This window comes from Kiloniella antarctica (assembly GCF_042682825.1).
Taxonomy (GTDB): domain Bacteria; phylum Pseudomonadota; class Alphaproteobacteria; order Kiloniellales; family Kiloniellaceae; genus Kiloniella; species Kiloniella antarctica.
The window spans coordinates 657,600-677,762 of sequence record NZ_JBHUII010000004.1 but is presented as its reverse complement, the minus strand read 5'-3'; the positions used below and the strand labels follow the sequence as shown (position 1 = coordinate 677,762).

The window sequence follows — 20,163 nt, the reverse complement described above, 5'->3', positions numbered from 1 at the left end:
CGAAGGTTCAAAATGATGGTACATGAAGCGGTCACGGTATTAGAACGCTTTTGTAGGTCCGGGCGATTCCTGCTTTTATTTTTTCTTTCTGCTCTGTTCCTTCCTGCAATTGTTCAAGCTGATGAAGAAGTCATCCTTTTGTCCAAGCAGCAGGAAAATTGCCAAATTCAGGTCAGCGCTTTCCTCGTAAGTGGAACTGGCGATGCCACACTCTGGTTTGATGCCTTCAATATTGATCAACTTGGTTATCATGTACCTTGTTCACCAACGAAAGACAGTGTGTCTAGAAGCATGAAAACGATCTTTTCTGACCATAAGCAGGAAGCTAACCCACTACGCTTTACGTCACTTTTTGTTGGCAGGTTGATTGAATACAGTTGGATAAGGGATTATCTGGCCAATTTTGGTCGACCCCTAGAGGTATCTCCATTGGACACGCAAACTGCCATATCCCGCCCCGATTACGAAGTTCTAAAAGAGTTTGAAGCAACCTTACTGAACTCAACTATACTTGATCCCTTTAGTCTGCCAGCTACACAAGCAGGGTATTCTGTAAAACAACTAAGTTGTGAAAAACTAATAAGAAGCAAGAACGGTGTACCAATCGACGCACTGTGCTGGCTGGTCTTCGAACAGGAATGATTATGAAAAACATTCGCCTGCACAATTATCTGCACAGCCATTCACAACGAATAAAGACAGAAGAAGCAAGCTGATGTTTCGTCTAGGCTTCCTCACCTTTATTGTCACCTACATCTTGTTTTTCAATGAACTGTCTCAGTCCCTGTTCCAGATCAACCTATGGAAACTGGTCGTTGCCTGGTGGCGGTATGACACGCTCCGCTATCTCTGTTTATTTATGAATTTTGTTTTTTTTATCGCCGCGTTACTTTTTGCACAGGTGATCAATAATCTAGCTGCACTTTTGTTGGGGAAAAAAGAGACTTTTATCTATCTCGGTAAAGCTCTTGGAAAAGGGCTCTATGTTTCAAGAGAAAGTGATCCGCGTGAAGAAGTTTACTTGCCGGGCGATTTTACAATTTTTGGCAGTGCCGGATTTGACAGCCTCTATCGCCGGATTTTGATGGTGAGTTGGAAGGGTATGATCTATGCCCCACAAGATCTTCATCCCTTTAAAGCATTTTTCCTCTTATCAGGTTGCTTGATTACCCTACTGTTTAGCACCGTTACCAATCTTTTTGTCTTCAAGATATACGCCTTTGAAAATTTCCTGTTTCCCGATTATATCACCAGTAACAATACAAATATCGAAGGTCTGGCTACGCTGCTGGCAGAACAAGATGAGATTGTCATTGCCCCATGGTTGTTGAGTGCTTTGGTTCTCTTTGGTGTGATCATTCTGATACAGCGGATTGCTCAGCCGGCCAGAATGTCTGACAAGACACGTATGATAAGTGTTCCTGCTAAAATTCGTCCCGGGTATGAGATGCAGGGCCAGATTTTAGATCAACAGATCCACTATGGTCAAAAAGGCCGCGTGATCAACTATATCATCTACCTTATCAAGCTTGAAAAACCTTTCAAACCAAGCGTTTATATGACTTGGTTTTGTGATGATCCCAATAGCGATATCAGGAAAATAGTCGATAAGGCCTGGGGGGTGAAAAGGCCTGTAACCATCATGGTTCGGGATTTCCAACCCGCTGTTAAACCTTCTGGTGCGTACGAAACACCTTACACTTTTGAGATCATCGGATAATGGAGAAGGCACAGTGAATGAGTCACCAATAAATGAACCAACATTAAAACCCAACGAAGATCGATCTGCTTCAAAAACAGTGCTGATTTTTGGTGTTTTTTTGATCATTTCGGGCATCGTGTTGTATTTTTTTGCGATGAGCGGCCCGCCATCGGGCGTCGCCATGAACGGTATTTTCTGGGGACTGTTGGCCTTGTTTGGCTGGGCACTGATTGGCTTGGGTTTAATAATTTTCTGTTGGCTGATTATCAGGAGAATTATAAAAAACTGCTACGGCTGACTTGGCAATGTGCGCCATGCCAAGCATTCATGTTCTTCTCTCATTACGACGCATGAGGCAAAGAATTTTCTGCTATCAATAACAGGTGGTAAAATGAAGAAGGGCAAGTTGAGTAATGAAAAAGATCCTGAGCGAAGTTCATGCCATGTCTTGCTAATCAGCAGTTTTTTGATACTCGCTGGCACAGCTCTTTATCTCTATGCCATAAGTAATTCAGGTCCGGGTATTGTGAAATACGGGTTTTTCTGGGGAGTTATGGGCTTACTCGGCTGGCTGTTGATTACCTTTGGCCTGTTGATTTCATGCTGGGTTGCCATCAGAAAAATTATTAAGAATTTTCAATCTCCTCCCGGTTGAGATTTTGCTCAGTAGCTTCTTTTCTTAAAACTTTGAACCTTTTCCCGGCAAAAGCCGACCAACTAGAAAATGGTCGATTAATCATTTGCTTTTAACACGCAATGGGAACGGTCTTATGAAAAATAAATATCTCTCCTGTACCAGTCTCCTACTTGCTGGAACGATCTTACCGTCTCTGGCTGTAGCGGATACCGCCAAAACCTTTCTGCAATGGATGAGCAATCCTGATATCACTGTTGCCAACGACGGCGAGACCTATACGGCTGTTGTTTCGCCAACGGAGCCCTTGCAGGGTGCCTTTATCGTAGAGATCGACGCTGAAGTATCTGGGCGGGTGAAAAGCTGGAAATCATGGCCCTCTCTGGCGCTCCAGCCGGATGATCCGGTGACCCCTGGTAACTGGTTTCCTTTTTTGAATAACGGCGATACGGCAAATTACAATCGTCCACGGCCGAAATCGGTAAATACAGCGGCGCCCTTTTTTCTCGATAACGGGAACTACGGTTTTCTTGCTGTCACGGCCTGTAACGCTGAAGCCACTAGGCTGAGTAATCTGGGCATGAACAACAGCGAAATTTTCTCTCAAGATCGTGATGTTAAAATTGCTGTTCGTGGAAACCTCGATTACGACACTACCGGGATCACTGGTACACAGACCCCTGAAGAAGTCGAGAGCTGGAACAGCTTCAAAGCAATTACAGTTACCTGCTTGAAAAGCGACACATCGCTTGACCCAGTGGTACAGTCGATTGAGGAGGCGATACTTTCTGCCCAAACAGCCCAGATCAGCAATGTTAGTGGTGCTTGTGAAATGACTCTCAGCGGTCAGATCACCTCTGCCAACCCTAACAGTCAGGTTCGCTTTCGTTATCATGATAACAGTGGCCAGCAAAGCGATGAAAAAACCATCACGACCAATGGTGCAGGCCTCAGCAACTTCGAACATATCTATCCCATTAGCGCGAACATCGCTGATGGTCAGGTCCGGATGATCGGCACCAGCCATGCCTTTCTTTCAAACTGGGCCAATTATCATGTCAACTGTAGCGCAGCCCCCGGCGAATTAATGGCCCAGCTGCCGCCCAAGGCAAGCTTGATCGTGGCGGTCGATGGTAAGATCCTTCATCGAGGGATGAGCTGCCCGGCTACGGTCAATCTTATTGGTAAACTAGATGGTCGAGGCAAAGCTTCTGGTGCCGCCGCTATCCTCGCAGGAGGACAGATCAAGGCATTGAAAGCCTATGACATTGCCAACAACGAAAATATCTTTTTTCAGGGACAGCATGCACTTTCGTGGGAAGGTCTGACTTTCTTGCAGAAGTCCGTTACTTTCACTATGAATGTCACCAACGCGATGGGTGATGTCGTGGATAGCGTTGAAAAAAATAGCGTTTTTACTTGCGATCCGGTTACGACTTCATCTTTGGCAGGCGGAGCAGCAGGCGATTATACTGAACCTTCCACGGACCCTTCTGCCTCTGAGCCTGTTACACAGAAAAGGCCCATAAACAAACTGGCTTTAAAGGCCTCTCCAGCTGCATTCCACATTTTGGCCCCTAAAGGTCAGATCCGCAGCGGGACTATTAAACTCACTGATGGCAAAAAAAGTTACGATCTCTTTTTCTACCAAAAAACATCTGGACGTTACCTACCTTTTCAATCCTCTCAACTGCCCCGGAGCATGATAGGCACAAGTGCCAACTTTAAGCTTGAGGCTCTGACCGGAGCAACAGGCTGGCGTCTTGAGGTTTGTCCGAAAAACCCCGCAAGTAAAAATACCAGTAAAAGTACTTGTAAATACAGCGACTTCTCTCTTCCCACTGCCAGAATTTCCCTGCCAGAGATTCAAAAGAAACCTGACAGGTTGAAGCGACGGACGGCGCCTTAAGGTGTAGTTTATAAAAATAAATGGGGCGCTGTTTTACACATTTGTGTTGAGTGCTGAGCCTCATTGTGTGGGTTCCTTGCTGAGGGATCTCTGATTTAAATCAGAGTTCTCTCTCTGGAACATTACCATTTTTGATTTGTGTGAGAGCGCGAGGCTGGGTGGGTAATGAATATTGGGAAATAAAGTACATCAAGCATGAATTTATCGTGAAAACGCGTTTGTTAAGAACGATTCTCATTGCATTGTCATAATCCTGACTTATATTCCCTGTAGATATACTCGCGCTGGGAAAGCCATCAAGGAAGGCTCGCAAGCCCCTTTGGTATAACCGCGTATATCATTGCCATGATACCGTTTTTAAAATTGATACACGATCAACCTGCCGAATGGGGGGATTCCATTATGAGTAAACGCAAGCCACCAAGAATACTTTCAGTGGTCCGAACAGAGCACCTGACGCCTCATATGTTACGCGTAACATTGGGTGGGATTGGCCTTCACGGTTTTCCTGAAGGGCAAGAGGGCGCGCATGTTAAAGTATTGATTCCTGAAATTGATCTGGATCCTGCTGCTTTTATTGCTCAAATTGAAGATGGTCATCGGCCAACTATGCGGACCTATACCATCCGCCATCATCGGGTTGAGGCCAACGAACTAGATATCGACTTTGCGATACATGGTGATGGTGGCCCGGCCAGTAATTGGGCCAAAGAGGCATTGCCTGGTGATTATATTGGGCTTTTTGGTCCAGGGCCGAAAAAAATGACATATCTTGATGCCGACTGGTTCTTGCTGGCGGCCGATATGACGGCGATACCTGCGGCTGCGGCCGCATTGGAAGAGCTACCGGAAGATGCGGTTGGAACGGCCGTGTTTGAAGTAACATCCGAAGATGATCGTCAACTTATTGATGCACCACGCGGAATTGATATTCACTGGTTGGTACACAAAAACCCTGATAAAGCCAGTACGCAGCAAAGTGATTTTATCCGGGGTATGCGTTGGCGTCCGGGGCATCCAAGTGTCTTTGTTGCTGGTGAAGCAGGTGTGGTCAAAGAACTCCGCAACCACTTGCATAAAGAACGGGGTATTCCAAAGGAAGACACTTATGTTTCTGCCTATTGGAAGATCGGTTTGGAAGAAGATGCACATCAGATCCAAAAGCGCATGGCTGCCGCGGCTTAAGGTCTTATACAAAATTGTAAAGGGTCTGAAGAAGGTGTCTTATGAACATCACTTCTGGCCCTTTTATATGTCTAAGGAATAGCCGGACGTGAAAAAGCAAATCCCGGTTCCTAGGCTAGATGGTTGCGCAGTGCGAGCGCCCTAAGGACCGGGAAAAGTTACTTGCGTGAGATTATTAAAACCTATTTTCATCCTTTATGGCAGTGAAAAATACGTGAAATCTTACATGTAACTTTTACGCGTAGCTCTTACACATAAATGTGGTGGGGCTTTTCATCCCATACTATTTTATATGTTTTTAGAGGTTGTTTTGTGCTTCTTTAAGTTGATCAGTACTCATTTTTTTTGAAATTTTCTTTTTTAATATTTCGCCTTCAGAAACATCATTTTTCGAGGCTGCGGTGGCCCAGTGATAAGCTTTGATTAAGTCTTTACTGGTGCCGCGACCTTCGTTGTACATCACGGCCAGATCGTATTGCGCGTTTGGAATGTTTTTTTCTGCGGCTACTATGTACCATTGAACGGCCTTTTGCGAATTCACATCTGTTCCTTGGCCGTTTGCGTAAGCGACAGCTAGGCTATACATGGCCTCAGAAAATCCTCGTTCCGCTGATTTTTTAAACCAGTTAAAGGCCTGTTGGTAATTCTGCTCGACAACGAGGCCGTCGGCGTACATGAAGCCAAGTTTATACTGAGCCTTAGCGTAGCCCTGTTCTGCTGCTTTATAAAACCAATTATAAGCTTCATTACCATCTGTGGGGCGACCTTCTCCCCGGGCATACATGTTCCCGAGCTGATCTTGAGCGAGTACGTATCCTTGTTGAGCAGACTTAAGCATCCAGACAAAGGCTTCTTCGGCGTTAACTTTGGTTCCCAATCCTTGACGATACATGCGCGCAAGGTTGTATTGTGCTTTTGCTGATCCTTGGTCAGACGCCAGCGTATACTGTTGCAACGCGGTTGTGTAATCCCCTTTTGCATAAGCCATAACCGCATCGCTGTATTCATCGGCATGGACAGAGGCGGCAGTAGAAGAAAAAATCAGTGTTACAGCAAAAGCAAAACTAAGGGTTTTCATCAAATTCTCCGAATAGGGGACCTTAAGGTATGTCGTTCATTTCAATAATACTTTACCCAACTGAAGAAACGTTCAATTGGTGTCGACTGGAAACTTAACGGGGTAGATTTTTAACATGAATTTCCAAGCATATAGTGTAGCGCGGAAATGTAAGTGCACATATTGAGCGCTGTTATCAAGGGTTTCGGGTTTAATTTTTATCATGGGAAATCTACTGACACAATGTTGTCAGTAGGGGGGCGTTATGTTTCCGTTTATGGAAGCGTTCGTGGGAATGACTATTTTGGAACGCGTACCAGAAGATTGAATTTAGATTGAATGGCATAAGTCAATTATGACTGTTGCAGTGACCCTTTAAAAGGGGCTGCGCCGAAGAGGGACTAGAGCAATGACAACCGACACGATACTCAAGAACAAAGACGAAGAAGACATCATAACAATGACTATGGCCGGAAGCTGTCTTTGTGGTTCTGTTAAATTTACTGCCACGGGTGTAGGTGGGGATCATGGCGTTTGCCACTGTGGCACATGCCGCAAATGGTCTGGGGGGCCAACAATGGCTATCCACGTAGAAAGCTTAAGCTTCGAAAATGAGGAAAAGGTCAAAGCTTATATATCTTCTGAGTGGGCTGAACGTGGGTTCTGTCAAGAATGTGGGACGCACCTGTTTTATCGGTTACGTGATGGCAGCATGACGGTTGTATGGGCTGGGGCTTTTGATAAAAATGATGGCTTTTCACTTGGTAGCGAAATCTATATCGAGAGCAAGCCCGAAGGCTATAGTTTTGCCGGTGAACATCCCCGTATGACGGAACACGAGTTTCTCAAATCCCTTGGGATGGCTGAGTAACAGGGAACTTAGTTAAATTAAAAATTCTATTTGAATTGATTGTGGTGAGACGTTTGGAGGGGCATTCTTTAGGAAATAGAAAGCCCCTCTATAATTCAGGAGATTGATACTTGTTAACTCGATAGTTGATTATTCTGACGAGAACCATCAGTCATCGAGGCTGATTTCAATGGTTTCGTCATTTTCGGATAGATTGTTGTTATTCCTGCGTTGTCTTGCTAAAGGGGCGGTGCTGTTCTCAGGTTGATGGCTTAGGGGGATCCTGTTTTTAAAGATAGCTTCTATTCTCTTTTGTAAGAGAAGAGGTGACACAGGTTTAACCAAATAGTCGTTGGCCCCTGCGATCACAGCCTTTTCAACAAACTCACGTTTGGAATGTGCTGTTAACATTATAATGGGGACAGACGAAATAATGGGGTCAGAGTCTTCTCTAATTTTCTTTACGAGATCGATCCCAGTTGTGGGTTTCATCGTCCAATCAATAAAAATCAAATCTGGTGCCTTGATTCTTAAAAGCTCATAGGCTTCCGTTCCATCGGAAGCGAGACGAATATTTTTTGCCCCTAAAGATATCAGCATGGTTTTTACCAGCTTTTGCATAAAGCTGTCATCTTCGGCGACGCAAAAATCCAACAATCCAAAATCCAAAGTTTTATCCATTACCCAATATCTTTCTTTTGTGCTTAATACAGAGCAGTCCCTCACGCATAAATTGAGTAAAACATAATTATCTACCTTATTACAGTATAAGTTGGTTTTGTTATGATTTTCTTAATGTTGTCAGAAGGTTGTTGAAAATTTGTACTAAATTAAAAGAAACCTTAAGTTGTTTTAAGATTTGTAAAATGTCGTTTATGCGAATAATAATTTGTGATTGTGGGATGCTTTGGCAGGGCTATTCCATAATTTTGTAATATGAAAAGGGATCCTTTTATCTGGTAGGTCCCTTTTTGACTTTTTATATTCGGTTATTGCACTTCAGGTTGTTTCTCGCGTTCTTTTTTCCGCACCGCTGATCTGTGTACGGTGTAGAAGGTTGAGGCGATAATTATACTCGCCCCGCCTAATGTCCAAAGAGTAGGGATTTCCGAGAAAAACATGACACCAATGCCTGTTGCAAACAACAAACGCACATATTCGACTTGGGCGACAGTAACAGCTTCAGCGACCCGGTAAGCTTGGATATAAAACCATTGCATCGCAGAAAGCAATGCAGCGATCGTAACGATGATTATCAGTTCGTTCAAAGTAGGTTCTTGCCAATACCAAATGGCTGGCCCCATCATAAAGAGGGTGATCAGGATTGATTGGTACATCATGATTGTCGATGGTTTATCAATTTGGGAAAGTTTTCGCAGGATGACCATGATGGCGGCGACAAAAAAAGCAGAGACCAATGCCATAACAGCATATATATTTAAGCCATCCGCATCCGGCCTGACAATAATCAACACGCCAATAAAACCGATAATGGTGACTGACCAACGCCTGATTCCGACCACTTCGTGTAAAAAGACAATAGCAAGAAGAGTGGTAAAGAGGGTTCGAACAAAGCCAATGGCCGTTACTTCTGCCAAAGGCATATACACCACGGCTGTAAACCCGGCACTCATGGCAACAAAAGAAAATACCCCCCGTAATAAATAGAGTTTCCAGACGGATGTTTTAAAAGCATCAGGACCAGAACGTATAATGACAGGTGAGAGCAAGATTAGGGCAAAGAGCTGGCGAATAAAAAGGATTTCAAATACTGGAATTCTTTGCCCGACAACTTTAATTAAAGCCCCCATTACCGCACCGCTAAAGGTCGCGAGTAATACGAGAATGGCCCCGCGAATATTGCCGGGCATAGCTTCCCATCGCCCTAAAAATTTGGGAAGAAAGTTATCAAGCCAATAGGTCGAAACGCGTTCGGGCACGAACTGCATAGCAGCGAAAATCCTCTATTTTCCCTCCTCAGTTGAAGAAGAAAAGCAATGGGCCCGCAAGATGCAGGTCGTTGTAGAAAGGTGCCCTGTTAAGGTGAGTAATTGTCAGATCTTTGCGAATTTATTGCAAAGTCTGGCCCTTAATATATGCGAAAGGAAGGCCAGTACAGGGACACGAATAAGTTAGTAGGTCGAAGATGATCCGACAAGATACAAGCTCGGAATAGGAGTAGAATGAGCTATAAAACTCACCATAACTTGCGCTTCTTTCTTTGAGGATGCAATGGGGTTTATAAAACATTTAAGGATATCGGTACGATGAGAAAGGCGTGATGTTTAGGGATGAGAGATAGAAGCTGACGAAGGAACCAACATCAAAGGTTTATTTACGCTGGAGCCCAATAACTAAGCCGCTTCCTGTTCTATGCAAATTTTTTCGCAGTCAATCTCGCTTAAGGGTTCTTTGAGTAGATCACAGAAGTGCGGAGCACCTGTAGGGGCGGCTTTTCGAAAATGACGACAGGTTTTACATATGCCAAAGGGGCGATTGCCTTCGCTTCTAAGTTTGGCGAGGAGGATTTTTTCCAATGCCTCTTCGATAGCTTTTTGATCGTCTGTTGGAAGGTGTGCTACCACATTTTCAAAGGGACGCAGGGCATCTTCCTTTGCAAGGGTTTTTCCTGCCGTCGTCAGATCCAACCCGACAGAGCGTTTATCATTGGGATCTTGTTTTTTTTCAACCAATCCCTTTTTTTCTAGTGACATCAATGTTTGGGAAATCGTGCCCTTAGTGGCGCCAAGGTAAGCTGTCAGTGCGCCGGGATTACGGGAAAATCTGTTTGCCTGAGCCAGATATCGTAAAGCGTCCCATTGTGCGGGCTTGAGGCCTGCGGCATGACCTTCATGGTTGACGAGACGTGAAAGTCTGGAAAGTAGACTAATGAAATGGGTTCGGTTTTGGTGGTGTGCTTTGTTCATAATTAAAATGGTATCGACTAAAAACAATTGTTGCAAGTGTGAAGAGTCATGTTAATTATATAAATGTATCGAGTCGATACTATTAATGTGGAGCAATGAACATGACCTTTTCAAAAAAGCACTGCTTAGCAAGTCTGGCCTCAGGGCCTTTTCTTGTTATGGCTATTCTTAGCACAAGTATTTTCGGAATTGCCGAAAATGCTGATGCGCATGATATCAAAAGCGCAGTGAATAAAGAAATCATCCCGCCTTTCGATATTATCAAAGCTTCGGCCAATACGGACGGGCGCTGGGCAACTTTTTTAATGGAGTTGGCCGGGGATACCGGATCTGTAACACCAGAGAAAACAGGAACCTTCCGGGGATCATCTGTATTCGCTTATGTCTGGCCAACAAAGATTGACCCGGCAGGGGTTGGCTTTACCACGAACTCTGGCGTTCTGGCATTGGCGATTACCTCGCACCCGGATTTTGATGACACGCCGCTTTATGATGAAAATGCTGATGGTGATCCTGCCAATGATGGCAAAACCTGGCACGCACATTGGGCGGTTTTGACTCAGGATACAGCTTGTGGTGCGGGGTTCAAGGTTCGAGAAATATCTCCGGGTCAAGATCTTGTGCCAGCCACGATGCCGGACCTGCCAATCGCGTTGGACGCTCCGGGCCAAAGTCCAATCCTGTTTGATAACCAGTTGAAAGTAACACTTCCCGTTAAAGGGGCCGAGGGTGCCAATTTTGACGCCATGACGGCAGTGCTGAACGTTTCAAACGAAGGTAGTGACAAACCCTTGTTGTGTGTAAATCAAGCACATGATGTCGCTTCGGGCGATCTTTCTTTTCCGGGGATCATCATGAAAAAAGATGAGTCACGCTTCGTTAAAAATTGACTGATCTTGTTAAGTTAAATTCGATAAAATTGCTCGATAGGCACCAGGAATAAACGATTTATCCGATCGAGATCAGAGGCCTGTCAGGACCAAGAATTCCCGCTTCCTGACAGGTTTTTATAAAATATAAGGAGAATTAGGTGATGCGACAAACCTTACAGAAGGCGCCCGAACTTCATGTTGATCAGTGGATGAATACCCAAACTGATATCACCCTTGAAAATTGTTTGGGAAAGGTTGTTTTGATCAAAGCCTTCCAGATGCTGTGCCCGGGTTGTGTCGAACACGCTCTGCCACAAGCACAAAAGGCGTATAAACTTTTTTCACCCGATGATCTGGTGGTGCTTGGTTTACACACTGTTTTTGAACACCATACCGCTATGGGGCCGGAAAGTCTGAAAGCATTCTTACACGAATACCGAATTTCCTTTCCCATTGGAATTGACTGTCCAGCGGATAAAGGGCCTGTGCCTAGAACGATGGCGCGTTATCAACTGCAGGGAACGCCAAGTCTGATCTTGATTGATCGTTGGGGACGGATCCGCCGACAAAAATTTGGTGCAGTCTCAGACCTTCAACTGGGAGCCGAGATCATGGCTTTGATCAAAGAAAAGGGAGGCAATGAACGTGGCTTACATCGGGATAATCCTGATGTTTTGGTGCAAGCACATAATCCTCAAGTTATTTTTAGTGAGGACGACAGAGACGATGATCAGGAGAGGAAAAGTAAAGATGTAAGATGTTGTGATGCAAAAGAAAGAGGTTAAGTAAGGGGTAACTCATTAATTATTTACCCCTTACTTATTTTCTGTCTTTAGATGATTTCATCTTCATCAAAGAGCGGATCTTGTTCCAGTTGGGCGGTGAGACCGTCAATAGTTGCAGCGGCATCTTCGTCTCGGCGAATTTTCGCGATATGGACCAGACCATCCCCTTCATTGATGACGGGTAGATTGGTTCGGCCGATTATGAGCCCTTCTTCCTGAGTAAGAATTTCAGTTTCCTTTTCGCCAAAGGGGTCTGAAATCACACCGAGTAAGTCGCCTTTTTTAACTTCGTCGCCAGCTGATTTGAATAAACGCAAAAGCCCGCCGGCAGGAGAGCGTACCCAAAAGCTGGAGGAGGATAATATGGATCCTACTTTTGGTTTGGCACCACTTTTTGTTGAAATCATATCAAGATGCCGCATAACGCGGACAATGCCGGAAACCCCGACCCTGGCGGCAATTTCATCAAATCGAAGGCCTTCTCCCGCTTCATAAACCAGGATGTCGACACCTTTTGTATGGGCTGATTCACGCAGAGAGTTCGGACGGATTTTTGACGTCAAGATCAAGGGGGCACCAAAGGCTTTTGCCAAGGCCATGGTATCTGGTTTGTGCGGAGTGACTCGAATTTGCGGTAGATTGGTACGGTGGAAAGACGCGGAGTGTAGGTCGATACCGACGTCAGATCGGGATACAATCTCTTCCATAAATATATGGGCCAGGCGCGAAGCTAGGGAACCCTTTGGTGTGCCGGGGAAGGAGCGATTGAGGTCGCGTCTGTCAGGTAGGTAGCGTGAATGGTTCATAAAACCAAAGGAATTCACAATGGGGATTGCAAGCAGAGTTCCGCGTAACTTGTTCAACGCAGATGTCCTCAGAAGACGCCTTACAATTTCTGCACCAATGACTTCATCGCCGTGTATAGCGGCACTGACAAACAAGGTCGGCCCCGGTTTTTTGCCGTGTATTACATGAACTGACATACTTGCCGGGGTGTGATCGGAGAGGAAGCTGACAGGAAGATCAATAGTCTTCCTGGTTCCAGCTTCGATTTTAAATTCTCCAATTTCAAAGGGCGGACGTGTAGGCATTATCCTTTACCCTTTGTTTTGGTATTTCCCAGCTTTGCTTTTTTCTCTAAAAACTCGATAATTTTACCAGCAATATCAATTCCGGTCGCATTTTCAACACCTTCTAAGCCGGGGGATGAGTTAACTTCCATAACTACTGGACCGTGATTGGCACGTAACATATCTACGCCACAGACGTTCAATCCCATAGATTTTGCCGCACGAATAGCTGTCGAACGTTCTTCAGGAGAAATTTTAATGGATTTTGCACTACCGCCACGGTGAAGATTTGATCTGAAATCTCCTTCTGCGCCGGTACGCTTCATCGCAGCAACAACTTTACCGCCGATAACAAGAGCGCGAATATCAGTACCGCCAGCTTCCTTGATAAATTCCTGAACCAGTATATTAACTTTAACGCCGCGGAAAGCTTCGACCACCGAGGTGGCGGAACGGTCTGTATCTGCCAGGACAACTCCGATACCCTGTGTGCCTTCCAGAAGCTTGATCACGAGGGGGGCGCCGCCTGCAAGTTTTAAAACTTCATCGGTTTGTTTGGGGTCATGCGCAAAGGTTGTGACAGGCAAGCCAATGCCATCGCGGGCCAACAACTGCATGGACCGCAGTTTATCGCGCGAGCGCCCTATGGCGACTGATTCGTTAAGCGGATAAACACCCATCATTTCAAATTGACGTAAAACCGCTGTCCCATAAAAGGTTACAGAGGCACCAATCCGAGGAATAACGGCGTCATAGCCTGTCAACTTTACGCCGTTATAATAAATTTCCGGGCGGCGAGAGGCGATGTTCATGTAACATCTCAAAGTGTTGATAATGTCGAGCTCGTGCCCGCGCTCTTCAGCGGCGGCTTTCAAACGCTGGTGTGTGTAAAGGTTCGCGTTTCGGGCTAACATGGCTATTTTCATGGATTTATTCCAGTATCAACAAGAGATGTAAGTGTTTATTTTCGTGTTCAATCAGAGTTGTGTTCACGTCGATTTTTTTAGACGCGTTATCTTGGGAGCAGAAAACACGATATGGCGTCCAGCAAGGTAAGAACCACCAGGATTAAGTAAAAAATGCTTGTCCCGAATTGCAGCGCGACCAATGATCAGGGGGAACCGCATTGAAAGTCGGTTGGTTAAGGATACCTCAATTGGCCAGCTTTCGTCACCAAGAATGAGGATTGTCTCTACAATGTAACGTTCCTCTGGAACGCCACTGGTATTTTTGATGGGGCGTTTGTCCGTGACTTTTACTTTGCAGCGGATGCCTTTTGGACAGCCGTCTACTGGGACGAGAAAGGATACAAATTCAACGCCGTCTTCTTTTGTTACAGTAATATCTTCAGCGTGGAGAGCCGAGGTCCGAGCACCGGAATCAATTTTTGCTTTTATCTTATCCAGATGGAATTCGGGTAAGCTGACATACTCTCGCCAGCCAATCTCCATCGCTTTTCTACTATTTGATCTCATCGTATAATTTTATCCCAAGGGCTGTTTTCTTATCACAAACGGCAGGGTTGATATCAATTGGTTCGCTTATCGGTACCGTGCCCGCGACAAGATGGGTGTTAAATCAGTCGGCAGGTGGGCGCAGGTATAAATGAATAGAATAAGGGCCAAACGGTTAAATAATTCAGAATCCAAGTTTGGCAATTTCGATGCCTTTAAACTAAAGCTAATTCCTTGACTACAAAATAATGGTTAAAGCTAACTTTTGATTGAATAAAAAACAAGTGATCGATGGTCCAGCACGTTTGGAAACCTTATCAATACTCTAAACACTCAGGTGTTAACGCCTTCTGGATGGGTTATATAGGTGTATTTTGGTTATGTTGGGATTCAGCTGTTGTACTGATAAAAAGTACATAATGGTTCTTTTTCTGATAGAACGAAATTAACGTACCAGGTTACGCAACCTGAGCTATGAATTCTTTTTAAATAAAATGAGTTCAATATAGTAATTGAATCTCCTCGTAGGTCTAATAAGCTTTGTCTATGTGGAAACCAAGCATAAATAGACATACAGCAAACAAAGTCCAGACACTGCTATATATCCTGAAAAAAGATATTTCTTCGGGACATCTTGTTGCGGGTGAACAATTACCAACTCAGGATGAGCTGGTAGAACACACCGGGATTGCCAAAAGTACTATTGCGCGTGCTTACCAAGCTGCTAACTCAGAAAAACTGATCAATACGGTCGTCGGCAAAGGGTCCTTTGTGGCTGGAAAAAGTGATCCTTTTTTCCAAGCTGTAGATCATCAGTGTAATGAGATGTTGGATTTGCGGATCGACTATCCGCTCTATGCGTTTGATCCCTTATTATCCGAAACTCTGGCTCAAATTTCAAAGGAAGATTGTCAGCATCTATTGAGCTATCAGGATCATTCCGGGCATATTGTTTACCGGGAAGCTGGTTTGCGTTGGTTGCATTTAAATGGTGTAGATTGTGTTTTGGAGCAGGTTTCTCTTACGGGAGGATCCCAACATGCAATAACGGTTTGTCTTTCCAGTATTGCGGAGGCTGGCGAAGCGGTTGTTGTCGAGGAACTTACTTATCCCGGTATACGTGAAACTGCGTTAATGCTGGGAATTACGCTCATTCCTGTAAGAATGGATGAGGACGGCGTTATTCCCGAAGCACTCGAAAACATTCTTTTTGAGCACAAGAATGTTAAGGCTTTTTATACCCTGCCAACGGTGCATAACCCGACCACAATTCTCACCCCTGAATACAGACGGAGAGAAATTGCTGATATCTGCCGCAAGCATCGAATTTTCATTGTTGAAGATGATATCCAGCGCCTGTTTTCTGATGAACAACCCGTTCCTTACGCCAATTTACTACCAGAATTGACTTTTTTTATTGCCGGAATTTCCAAAGTGATCAGCGGCGGGCTCCGGATTGCTTATGTCTCTGCCCCCAAAGAAACGGTGAAGACCGTTCGAAGGCGGTTGCTTGCTACCTATTGGACGCTGCCGCCCTTGATGGCCGAAATTGCAACACGGTGGATCAACGACGGCACAGCTTTGGCTACTCTGAAAGCTAAAAAAGAAGAAGCCAAACAAAGACAGTTATTGGTCCAAAAACTGTTGGGTTCACCTTATGTCGTACAGAAAATATCCAGCTACTACACTTGGGTAGAACTTTCTTCTGAATGGTCCTCGGAAACCTTTATCAATGAAGCGCACAAAAATGGTGTTGCTTTGCTTGGTACGGGGACTTTTCAAATAACGCAACACAGCGGGCAAAGTGCCAGTCAAAACTTAGACCAGACCTTTGGCGCTAATGGTGTCCGGTTATGTTTGGGGGCGGCTTCCAACCAGAAAGTCTTGGAAAGAGGCCTTAAGAAAATAAGTGAACTGCTCAAGGACGGGCCATCTAGTGCCATCGGAGTTTTGTAAAAAGCTCGGTTTATAAAATTTCATCTAATATTTAAGGAATTAGGTCATGAGAATATCTAGCTTAGTTGAAAATAATCACGTCCAAATTGTCGAAATTTCATCTGAAGGTCAGGTTGTAGGCCCTGTGGAAATTGCGTGGCTCCCAGTCGATGACTTGCCGATAAACCAAAAGACGGGATGGGGTGTTCCTGTTTCCAGATCAGCGCGCATTTTTTGTATTGGGTTGAACTACAAAGACCATGCTGAGGAGGTGGGGGCTGAAATACCAAAATATCCGACGCTCTTCAGTCGGTTTTTAAGCAGTTTTTCCGCACATGATCAGGCCTTGATTAAACCAGACAGTAGTGAGCACTTTGATTATGAAGGTGAATTGGTCGTTGTGATTGGCAAGGAAGCTTCAAAAATAAGTAAAGATCAGGCGTTAGCGCATGTCTACGGTTATAGCATTGCGAATGACGGTTCGATCAGAGATTTTCAATTACGTACTCAGCAGTGGATGTCGGGAAAAATTTTTGATCGAAGCGGTGGTTTAGGGCCCGTTATTGTATCAGCTGACGAGTTACCTCTGGGGGCATCGGGCTTACGGATTGAGACTAGATTGAACGGCGAGCTCGTCCAATCATCCAACACGGATCAACTGATCTTCCCCGTTGCAGACCTGGTATCTTACATCAGCCAAATTATGACGTTACTGCCAGGCGATATGATCCTGACAGGAACTCCCGCTGGTGTTGGGGTCGTTCAAGAGCCACAGTTGTTTATGAAGCCGGGAGATTGCTGTGAAGTCGAGATCGAAGGCATAGGAACTCTTAGAAACACTATTTCAAGTACTGAGTTAGGTACAATTTCGGGCACAGGAGAATAACATGGATGGATTTATTGCATCACGAGTGAGAGAACTTCACCCATCGGGAATTCGGGCAGTTATGACACTTGCTGCCGAAAGGCAGGCGCGAGGTCTTCCCGTCATTCATATGGAGGTGGGGCAACCTGACTTCACCACACCGGAACATATTGTTGAGGCTGCGTTCAGCGCTGTGAAAAATGGCTGTACGGGATACACACCCAATGCAGGGTTCATGTCTTTGCGTGAGGCCGTTGCTGAGCGGGTGGCACAGAAAACCGGTGCAGAAATTTCAGGCAAAAATATCTGTATTACCACCGGTGGCGTGATGGCGATTTACTTAAGTTTAATGTCTTTTGTGGAACCGGGGGATGAAGTTTTGGTGCCAGATCCGGGTTGGCCAAATTATCTTAACGCGATCTCCATGGCAGGGGGTAAATCAATTCCCTATGCTTTACATTTTGATAAGAACTATCAACCTGATATTGACGAACTCCAAGATAAAATCACGAGCAAAACACGGGCAATTTTTATAAACTATCCAGGTAATCCAACAGGAGCAAATCTGTCAGTTGATAAAATGAAAAAACTGCTCGACTTTGCCGAACGTAACAACATCCTGCTGATCTCGGATGAAATATACGAGGACTTTATTTTTGAGGGTGCGCATGTTTCTGCCTTGTCTAATGCCTTGGGCCCAGATCCATTAAACCGCGTTATTATGATATCTGGAGCGTCCAAGTCTTATGCTATGACAGGATGGCGCATCGGGTGGATGGTTGCCAATGAGGCGACCATTAATGCGGCGACAAGGTTGGTTGAATCAATTGTGTCTTGTCCGCCTGCAGTCAGTCAGGCAGCCGCCGAGGCGGCAGTGAGAGGGTCTCAGGACTGTGTCAAAACAATGTGTCAGGCTTACAAGAGACGTTCGGCGTTGGCTGCTTCCATTCTTGAACCTGATGGCTTTCTTCTAAATAAGCCCCAAGGGGCTTTTTATGCGATGGTCGATATTTCCAAAGCAGAGAAAAGTTCAAATGATTTTGTTCGGGAGTTACTTGAAAACACAGGCGTAGCTGTTGCGCCCGGCGAGACGTTTGGCTCTTTGACCAAGTCATCCGTGCGGATATCAACTGCAATTTCAGATAAGGACGTCATCGTGGGGTGTCGACAAATCCGTGATTATTTAAATCAATAATTTTTGAGTCAATCACCCGCTATTAAGGAACAAAAGAGGCTTAGTTAATTTCTAATGTACCTATTTTTGTATTGTGTTTGTAAGGTGTAACGAAAACGGGCGATCCGTAGATCGCCCGTTTTTGGTTTTTGTCAACGCTGAGGTTTATTCGGCGGCTGTTCCTTTTGGAACGGGTTTAGACGAAAACTTTTTGATCTCACCAGATTTAAGGCGAGAGAGATAGCTGTTGAGCTCCCTTTTGACAATTGGCATCAGGAAATAGAGCGCGGTAATATTGACCACGGCCATCGCAAAGATTGCTGCATCTGAGAAATCAATAACCGGACCAAGACTGGCCGCGGCACCGATAATGATAAAGATGCAGAAAATGATTTTAAAAGTCAGCTCGGAGCCTTTTCCTTCACCAAAGAGATAAGTCCAGGCCTTAAGACCGTAGTAAGACCAGGAAATCATGGTAGAGAAAGCAAAGAGTACAACAGCCACTGCCAGAACATATGGGAACCAGTCAAAGGCTGAAGCAAAAGCTGCAGATGTCAGAGCCACGCCCGAAACGCCTGTTGCCGTCACGATTTTACCACCTTCTACGATATAGTTCCCAGTTTCCGGGTTAATGGTCAGCTGACCTGTAATAATGATCACCAGCGCGGTCATTGTACAGATCACGACAGTATCAATAAATGGCTCAAGCAGTGAAACAACGCCTTCTGTAATTGGTTCTTTTGTCCGAACCGCAGAGTGGGCAATAGCCGCTGAACCAACACCAGCTTCGTTAGAGAAGGCTGCACGTTTGAAACCTTGGATCAAGGCCCCAACGAAACCACCCGCAATACCAAGTCCGGTAAAGGCGCCTTCGAAAATTTGACCGAAAGCCCAGCCGATCTGACCTGCATTCATAATCAGAATAACAAGAGCTGCCGCGACGTAGAGGATACCCATGAAAGGCACAACTTTTTCGGTAACGTTAGCAATGGATTTGATCCCGCCAACAATTACGGAGAACACGACACCCGCAAAGATTATACCCGTGATCCAACCGGGATAATCCCCGACGATACCCGCAATCTGGGCGTGAGCCTGGTTGGCTTGGAACATGTTCCCGCCACCAAGAGCACCAAGAATACAGAAAACTGAAAAGAGGATCGCGAGGTATTTACCACAAGGTAATCCGCGTTCTTTGAAACCCTTTGAAATGTAGTACATAGGGCCACCAGAAACGGTACCGTCTTCGTATTCATTCCGGTATTTGACGCCTAAGGTACATTCGGTAAATTTAGAAGCCATCCCGAGTAGCCCAGCAAGGACCATCCAGAAGGTTGCACCCGGACCGCCGATACCAACAGCAACAGCAACACCAGCTATATTCCCAAGCCCGACAGTACCTGATAACGCAGTGGCGAGTGCTTGGAAGTGACTGACTTCACCAGCGTCATTGGGGTCGGAATAATCCCCTTTTACCAATGAGATCGCATGACCAAAGAGGCGAAACTGTATGAAGACAAAGTAAAGCGTGAAAACTGTAGCGGCAATCACAAGCCACATCACAATCCATGGAAAGCTGGTTCCGGGGAAGGGCGCGAAAATGAAGTTTACAAACCATCCGGTAGCAGACGCAAACCCAGCATTGATTGTTGCGTCAATGCTCCCGGATTCTTGTGCGAGAGAGACGGATGTCGTGCTCAATAGGGCGAGCACGGGAAAGAAAAATTTAAAAATTCTATTCATG

General features: G+C 45.2%; 20 protein-coding genes. 12 read left to right on the top strand and 8 right to left on the bottom strand.

Annotation, left to right across the window (positions count from 1 at the left end; genetic code table 11):
• The first annotated feature begins 12 nt into the window (after window positions 1-12).
• From ACFSKO_RS10235 to ACFSKO_RS10210, 6 genes are all read left to right on the top strand, one after another.
• Window positions 13-642, top strand: a complete 630-nt coding sequence (locus tag ACFSKO_RS10235; RefSeq protein ID WP_380251142.1) for a hypothetical protein — start codon at window positions 13-15, stop codon at window positions 640-642.
• A gap of 73 nt (window positions 643-715) precedes the next feature.
• A complete protein-coding gene (locus ACFSKO_RS10230) occupies window positions 716-1,720 on the top strand; it encodes a hypothetical protein (protein ID WP_380251140.1) in 1,005 nt (334 codons plus the stop codon).
• Window positions 1,721-1,733: 13 nt separating this feature from the next.
• A complete protein-coding gene (locus ACFSKO_RS10225; RefSeq protein WP_380251138.1) occupies window positions 1,734-2,000 on the top strand; it encodes a hypothetical protein in 267 nt (88 codons plus the stop codon).
• 93 nt (window positions 2,001-2,093) lie between these two features.
• Window positions 2,094-2,357, top strand: a complete 264-nt coding sequence (locus ACFSKO_RS10220; protein ID WP_380251136.1) for a hypothetical protein — start codon at window positions 2,094-2,096, stop codon at window positions 2,355-2,357.
• 115 nt (window positions 2,358-2,472) lie between these two features.
• Window positions 2,473-4,245 (top strand): hypothetical protein, encoded by a 1,773-nt coding sequence (locus ACFSKO_RS10215; RefSeq protein ID WP_380251134.1) that lies wholly within the window; start codon window positions 2,473-2,475, stop codon window positions 4,243-4,245.
• Window positions 4,246-4,647: 402 nt separating this feature from the next.
• Window positions 4,648-5,430, top strand: a complete 783-nt coding sequence (locus tag ACFSKO_RS10210; protein WP_380251132.1) for a siderophore-interacting protein — start codon at window positions 4,648-4,650, stop codon at window positions 5,428-5,430.
• Window positions 5,431-5,728: 298 nt separating this feature from the next.
• On the opposite strand, the gene ACFSKO_RS10205 is transcribed toward ACFSKO_RS10210, so the two are convergent.
• Complete coding sequence (locus ACFSKO_RS10205) at window positions 5,729-6,508, bottom strand: tetratricopeptide repeat protein (protein ID WP_380251130.1); 780 nt, start codon at window positions 6,506-6,508, stop codon at window positions 5,729-5,731.
• A 388-nt stretch (window positions 6,509-6,896) separates the two neighbouring features.
• Between ACFSKO_RS10205 and ACFSKO_RS10200 the strand changes: the two genes are divergently transcribed.
• Window positions 6,897-7,358 (top strand): GFA family protein, encoded by a 462-nt coding sequence (locus ACFSKO_RS10200; protein ID WP_380251128.1) that lies wholly within the window; start codon window positions 6,897-6,899, stop codon window positions 7,356-7,358.
• A 147-nt stretch (window positions 7,359-7,505) separates the two neighbouring features.
• On the opposite strand, the gene ACFSKO_RS10195 is transcribed toward ACFSKO_RS10200, so the two are convergent.
• From ACFSKO_RS10195 to ACFSKO_RS10185, 3 genes are all read right to left on the bottom strand, one after another.
• Window positions 7,506-8,018, bottom strand: coding sequence for a response regulator (locus ACFSKO_RS10195; RefSeq protein ID WP_380251126.1), 513 nt, complete (start codon window positions 8,016-8,018; stop codon window positions 7,506-7,508).
• 308 nt (window positions 8,019-8,326) lie between these two features.
• Window positions 8,327-9,286, bottom strand: coding sequence for a DMT family transporter (locus ACFSKO_RS10190; RefSeq protein WP_380251124.1), 960 nt, complete (start codon window positions 9,284-9,286; stop codon window positions 8,327-8,329).
• 405 nt (window positions 9,287-9,691) lie between these two features.
• Window positions 9,692-10,264 carry a MarR family winged helix-turn-helix transcriptional regulator gene (locus ACFSKO_RS10185; protein WP_380251122.1) on the bottom strand — a complete coding sequence of 191 codons (573 nt, stop codon included), beginning with the start codon at window positions 10,262-10,264 and terminating at the stop codon, window positions 9,692-9,694.
• Between the two features lie 101 nt (window positions 10,265-10,365).
• Between ACFSKO_RS10185 and ACFSKO_RS10180 the strand changes: the two genes are divergently transcribed.
• Window positions 10,366-11,154 (top strand): hypothetical protein, encoded by a 789-nt coding sequence (locus ACFSKO_RS10180; protein ID WP_380251120.1) that lies wholly within the window; start codon window positions 10,366-10,368, stop codon window positions 11,152-11,154.
• Between the two features lie 143 nt (window positions 11,155-11,297).
• Complete coding sequence (locus tag ACFSKO_RS10175) at window positions 11,298-11,921, top strand: peroxiredoxin family protein (protein ID WP_380251118.1); 624 nt, start codon at window positions 11,298-11,300, stop codon at window positions 11,919-11,921.
• A gap of 47 nt (window positions 11,922-11,968) precedes the next feature.
• Here ACFSKO_RS10175 and ACFSKO_RS10170 read toward each other — a convergent pair whose 3' ends face one another.
• The 3 genes from ACFSKO_RS10170 to ACFSKO_RS10160 form a co-directional block, all read right to left on the bottom strand.
• Window positions 11,969-13,012 carry a succinylglutamate desuccinylase/aspartoacylase family protein gene (locus ACFSKO_RS10170; RefSeq protein WP_380251116.1) on the bottom strand — a complete coding sequence of 348 codons (1,044 nt, stop codon included), beginning with the start codon at window positions 13,010-13,012 and terminating at the stop codon, window positions 11,969-11,971.
• Complete coding sequence (gene rimK, locus ACFSKO_RS10165; protein ID WP_380251114.1) at window positions 13,012-13,917, bottom strand: 30S ribosomal protein S6--L-glutamate ligase; 906 nt, start codon at window positions 13,915-13,917, stop codon at window positions 13,012-13,014. The genes ACFSKO_RS10170 and rimK overlap by 1 nt, the downstream gene beginning before the upstream one ends.
• Before the next feature lie 63 nt (window positions 13,918-13,980).
• Entirely contained in the window at window positions 13,981-14,466 is a 486-nt protein-coding gene (locus ACFSKO_RS10160) for an ATP-dependent zinc protease family protein (RefSeq protein WP_380251112.1), read from the bottom strand.
• 525 nt (window positions 14,467-14,991) lie between these two features.
• On the opposite strand from ACFSKO_RS10160, the gene ACFSKO_RS10155 reads away from it, so the two are divergent.
• The 3 genes from ACFSKO_RS10155 to ACFSKO_RS10145 are packed head-to-tail and all read left to right on the top strand — an operon-like array spanning window position 14,992 to window position 18,440.
• A complete protein-coding gene (locus tag ACFSKO_RS10155; RefSeq protein WP_380251110.1) occupies window positions 14,992-16,401 on the top strand; it encodes an aminotransferase-like domain-containing protein in 1,410 nt (469 codons plus the stop codon).
• Between the two features lie 46 nt (window positions 16,402-16,447).
• Window positions 16,448-17,266 (top strand): fumarylacetoacetate hydrolase family protein, encoded by an 819-nt coding sequence (locus ACFSKO_RS10150; protein WP_380251108.1) that lies wholly within the window; start codon window positions 16,448-16,450, stop codon window positions 17,264-17,266.
• 1 nt (window position 17,267) lies between these two features.
• Window positions 17,268-18,440: a pyridoxal phosphate-dependent aminotransferase gene (locus tag ACFSKO_RS10145; protein WP_380251106.1), complete on the top strand. Its 1,173-nt coding sequence runs from the start codon at window positions 17,268-17,270 to the stop codon at window positions 18,438-18,440.
• A 144-nt stretch (window positions 18,441-18,584) separates the two neighbouring features.
• Here ACFSKO_RS10145 and ACFSKO_RS10140 read toward each other — a convergent pair whose 3' ends face one another.
• A complete protein-coding gene (locus tag ACFSKO_RS10140; RefSeq protein WP_380251104.1) occupies window positions 18,585-20,162 on the bottom strand; it encodes an alanine/glycine:cation symporter family protein in 1,578 nt (525 codons plus the stop codon).
• Window position 20,163 lies beyond the last annotated feature (1 nt).

Excerpts from the sequence above, each read along its gene's own strand:
- ACFSKO_RS10235 (WP_380251142.1), top strand. The coding sequence starts at position 13 with ATGATGGTACATGAAGCGGTCACGGTATTAGAACGCTTTTGTAGGTCC.
- ACFSKO_RS10230 (WP_380251140.1), top strand. The coding sequence starts at position 716 with ATGTTTCGTCTAGGCTTCCTCACCTTTATTGTCACCTACATCTTGTTT.
- ACFSKO_RS10220 (WP_380251136.1), top strand. The coding sequence starts at position 2,094 with ATGAAGAAGGGCAAGTTGAGTAATGAAAAAGATCCTGAGCGAAGTTCA.
- ACFSKO_RS10215 (WP_380251134.1), top strand. The coding sequence starts at position 2,473 with ATGAAAAATAAATATCTCTCCTGTACCAGTCTCCTACTTGCTGGAACG.
- ACFSKO_RS10210 (WP_380251132.1), top strand. The coding sequence starts at position 4,648 with ATGAGTAAACGCAAGCCACCAAGAATACTTTCAGTGGTCCGAACAGAG.
- ACFSKO_RS10205 (WP_380251130.1), bottom strand. The coding sequence starts at position 6,508 with ATGAAAACCCTTAGTTTTGCTTTTGCTGTAACACTGATTTTTTCTTCT.
- ACFSKO_RS10200 (WP_380251128.1), top strand. The coding sequence starts at position 6,897 with ATGACAACCGACACGATACTCAAGAACAAAGACGAAGAAGACATCATA.
- ACFSKO_RS10195 (WP_380251126.1), bottom strand. The coding sequence starts at position 8,018 with ATGGATAAAACTTTGGATTTTGGATTGTTGGATTTTTGCGTCGCCGAA.
- ACFSKO_RS10190 (WP_380251124.1), bottom strand. The coding sequence starts at position 9,286 with ATGCAGTTCGTGCCCGAACGCGTTTCGACCTATTGGCTTGATAACTTT.
- ACFSKO_RS10185 (WP_380251122.1), bottom strand. The coding sequence starts at position 10,264 with ATGAACAAAGCACACCACCAAAACCGAACCCATTTCATTAGTCTACTT.
- ACFSKO_RS10180 (WP_380251120.1), top strand. The coding sequence starts at position 10,366 with ATGACCTTTTCAAAAAAGCACTGCTTAGCAAGTCTGGCCTCAGGGCCT.
- ACFSKO_RS10175 (WP_380251118.1), top strand. The coding sequence starts at position 11,298 with ATGCGACAAACCTTACAGAAGGCGCCCGAACTTCATGTTGATCAGTGG.
- ACFSKO_RS10170 (WP_380251116.1), bottom strand. The coding sequence starts at position 13,012 with ATGCCTACACGTCCGCCCTTTGAAATTGGAGAATTTAAAATCGAAGCT.
- rimK (WP_380251114.1), bottom strand. The coding sequence starts at position 13,917 with ATGAAAATAGCCATGTTAGCCCGAAACGCGAACCTTTACACACACCAG.
- ACFSKO_RS10160 (WP_380251112.1), bottom strand. The coding sequence starts at position 14,466 with ATGAGATCAAATAGTAGAAAAGCGATGGAGATTGGCTGGCGAGAGTAT.
- ACFSKO_RS10155 (WP_380251110.1), top strand. The coding sequence starts at position 14,992 with ATGTGGAAACCAAGCATAAATAGACATACAGCAAACAAAGTCCAGACA.
- ACFSKO_RS10150 (WP_380251108.1), top strand. The coding sequence starts at position 16,448 with ATGAGAATATCTAGCTTAGTTGAAAATAATCACGTCCAAATTGTCGAA.
- ACFSKO_RS10145 (WP_380251106.1), top strand. The coding sequence starts at position 17,268 with ATGGATGGATTTATTGCATCACGAGTGAGAGAACTTCACCCATCGGGA.
- ACFSKO_RS10140 (WP_380251104.1), bottom strand. The coding sequence starts at position 20,162 with ATGAATAGAATTTTTAAATTTTTCTTTCCCGTGCTCGCCCTATTGAGC.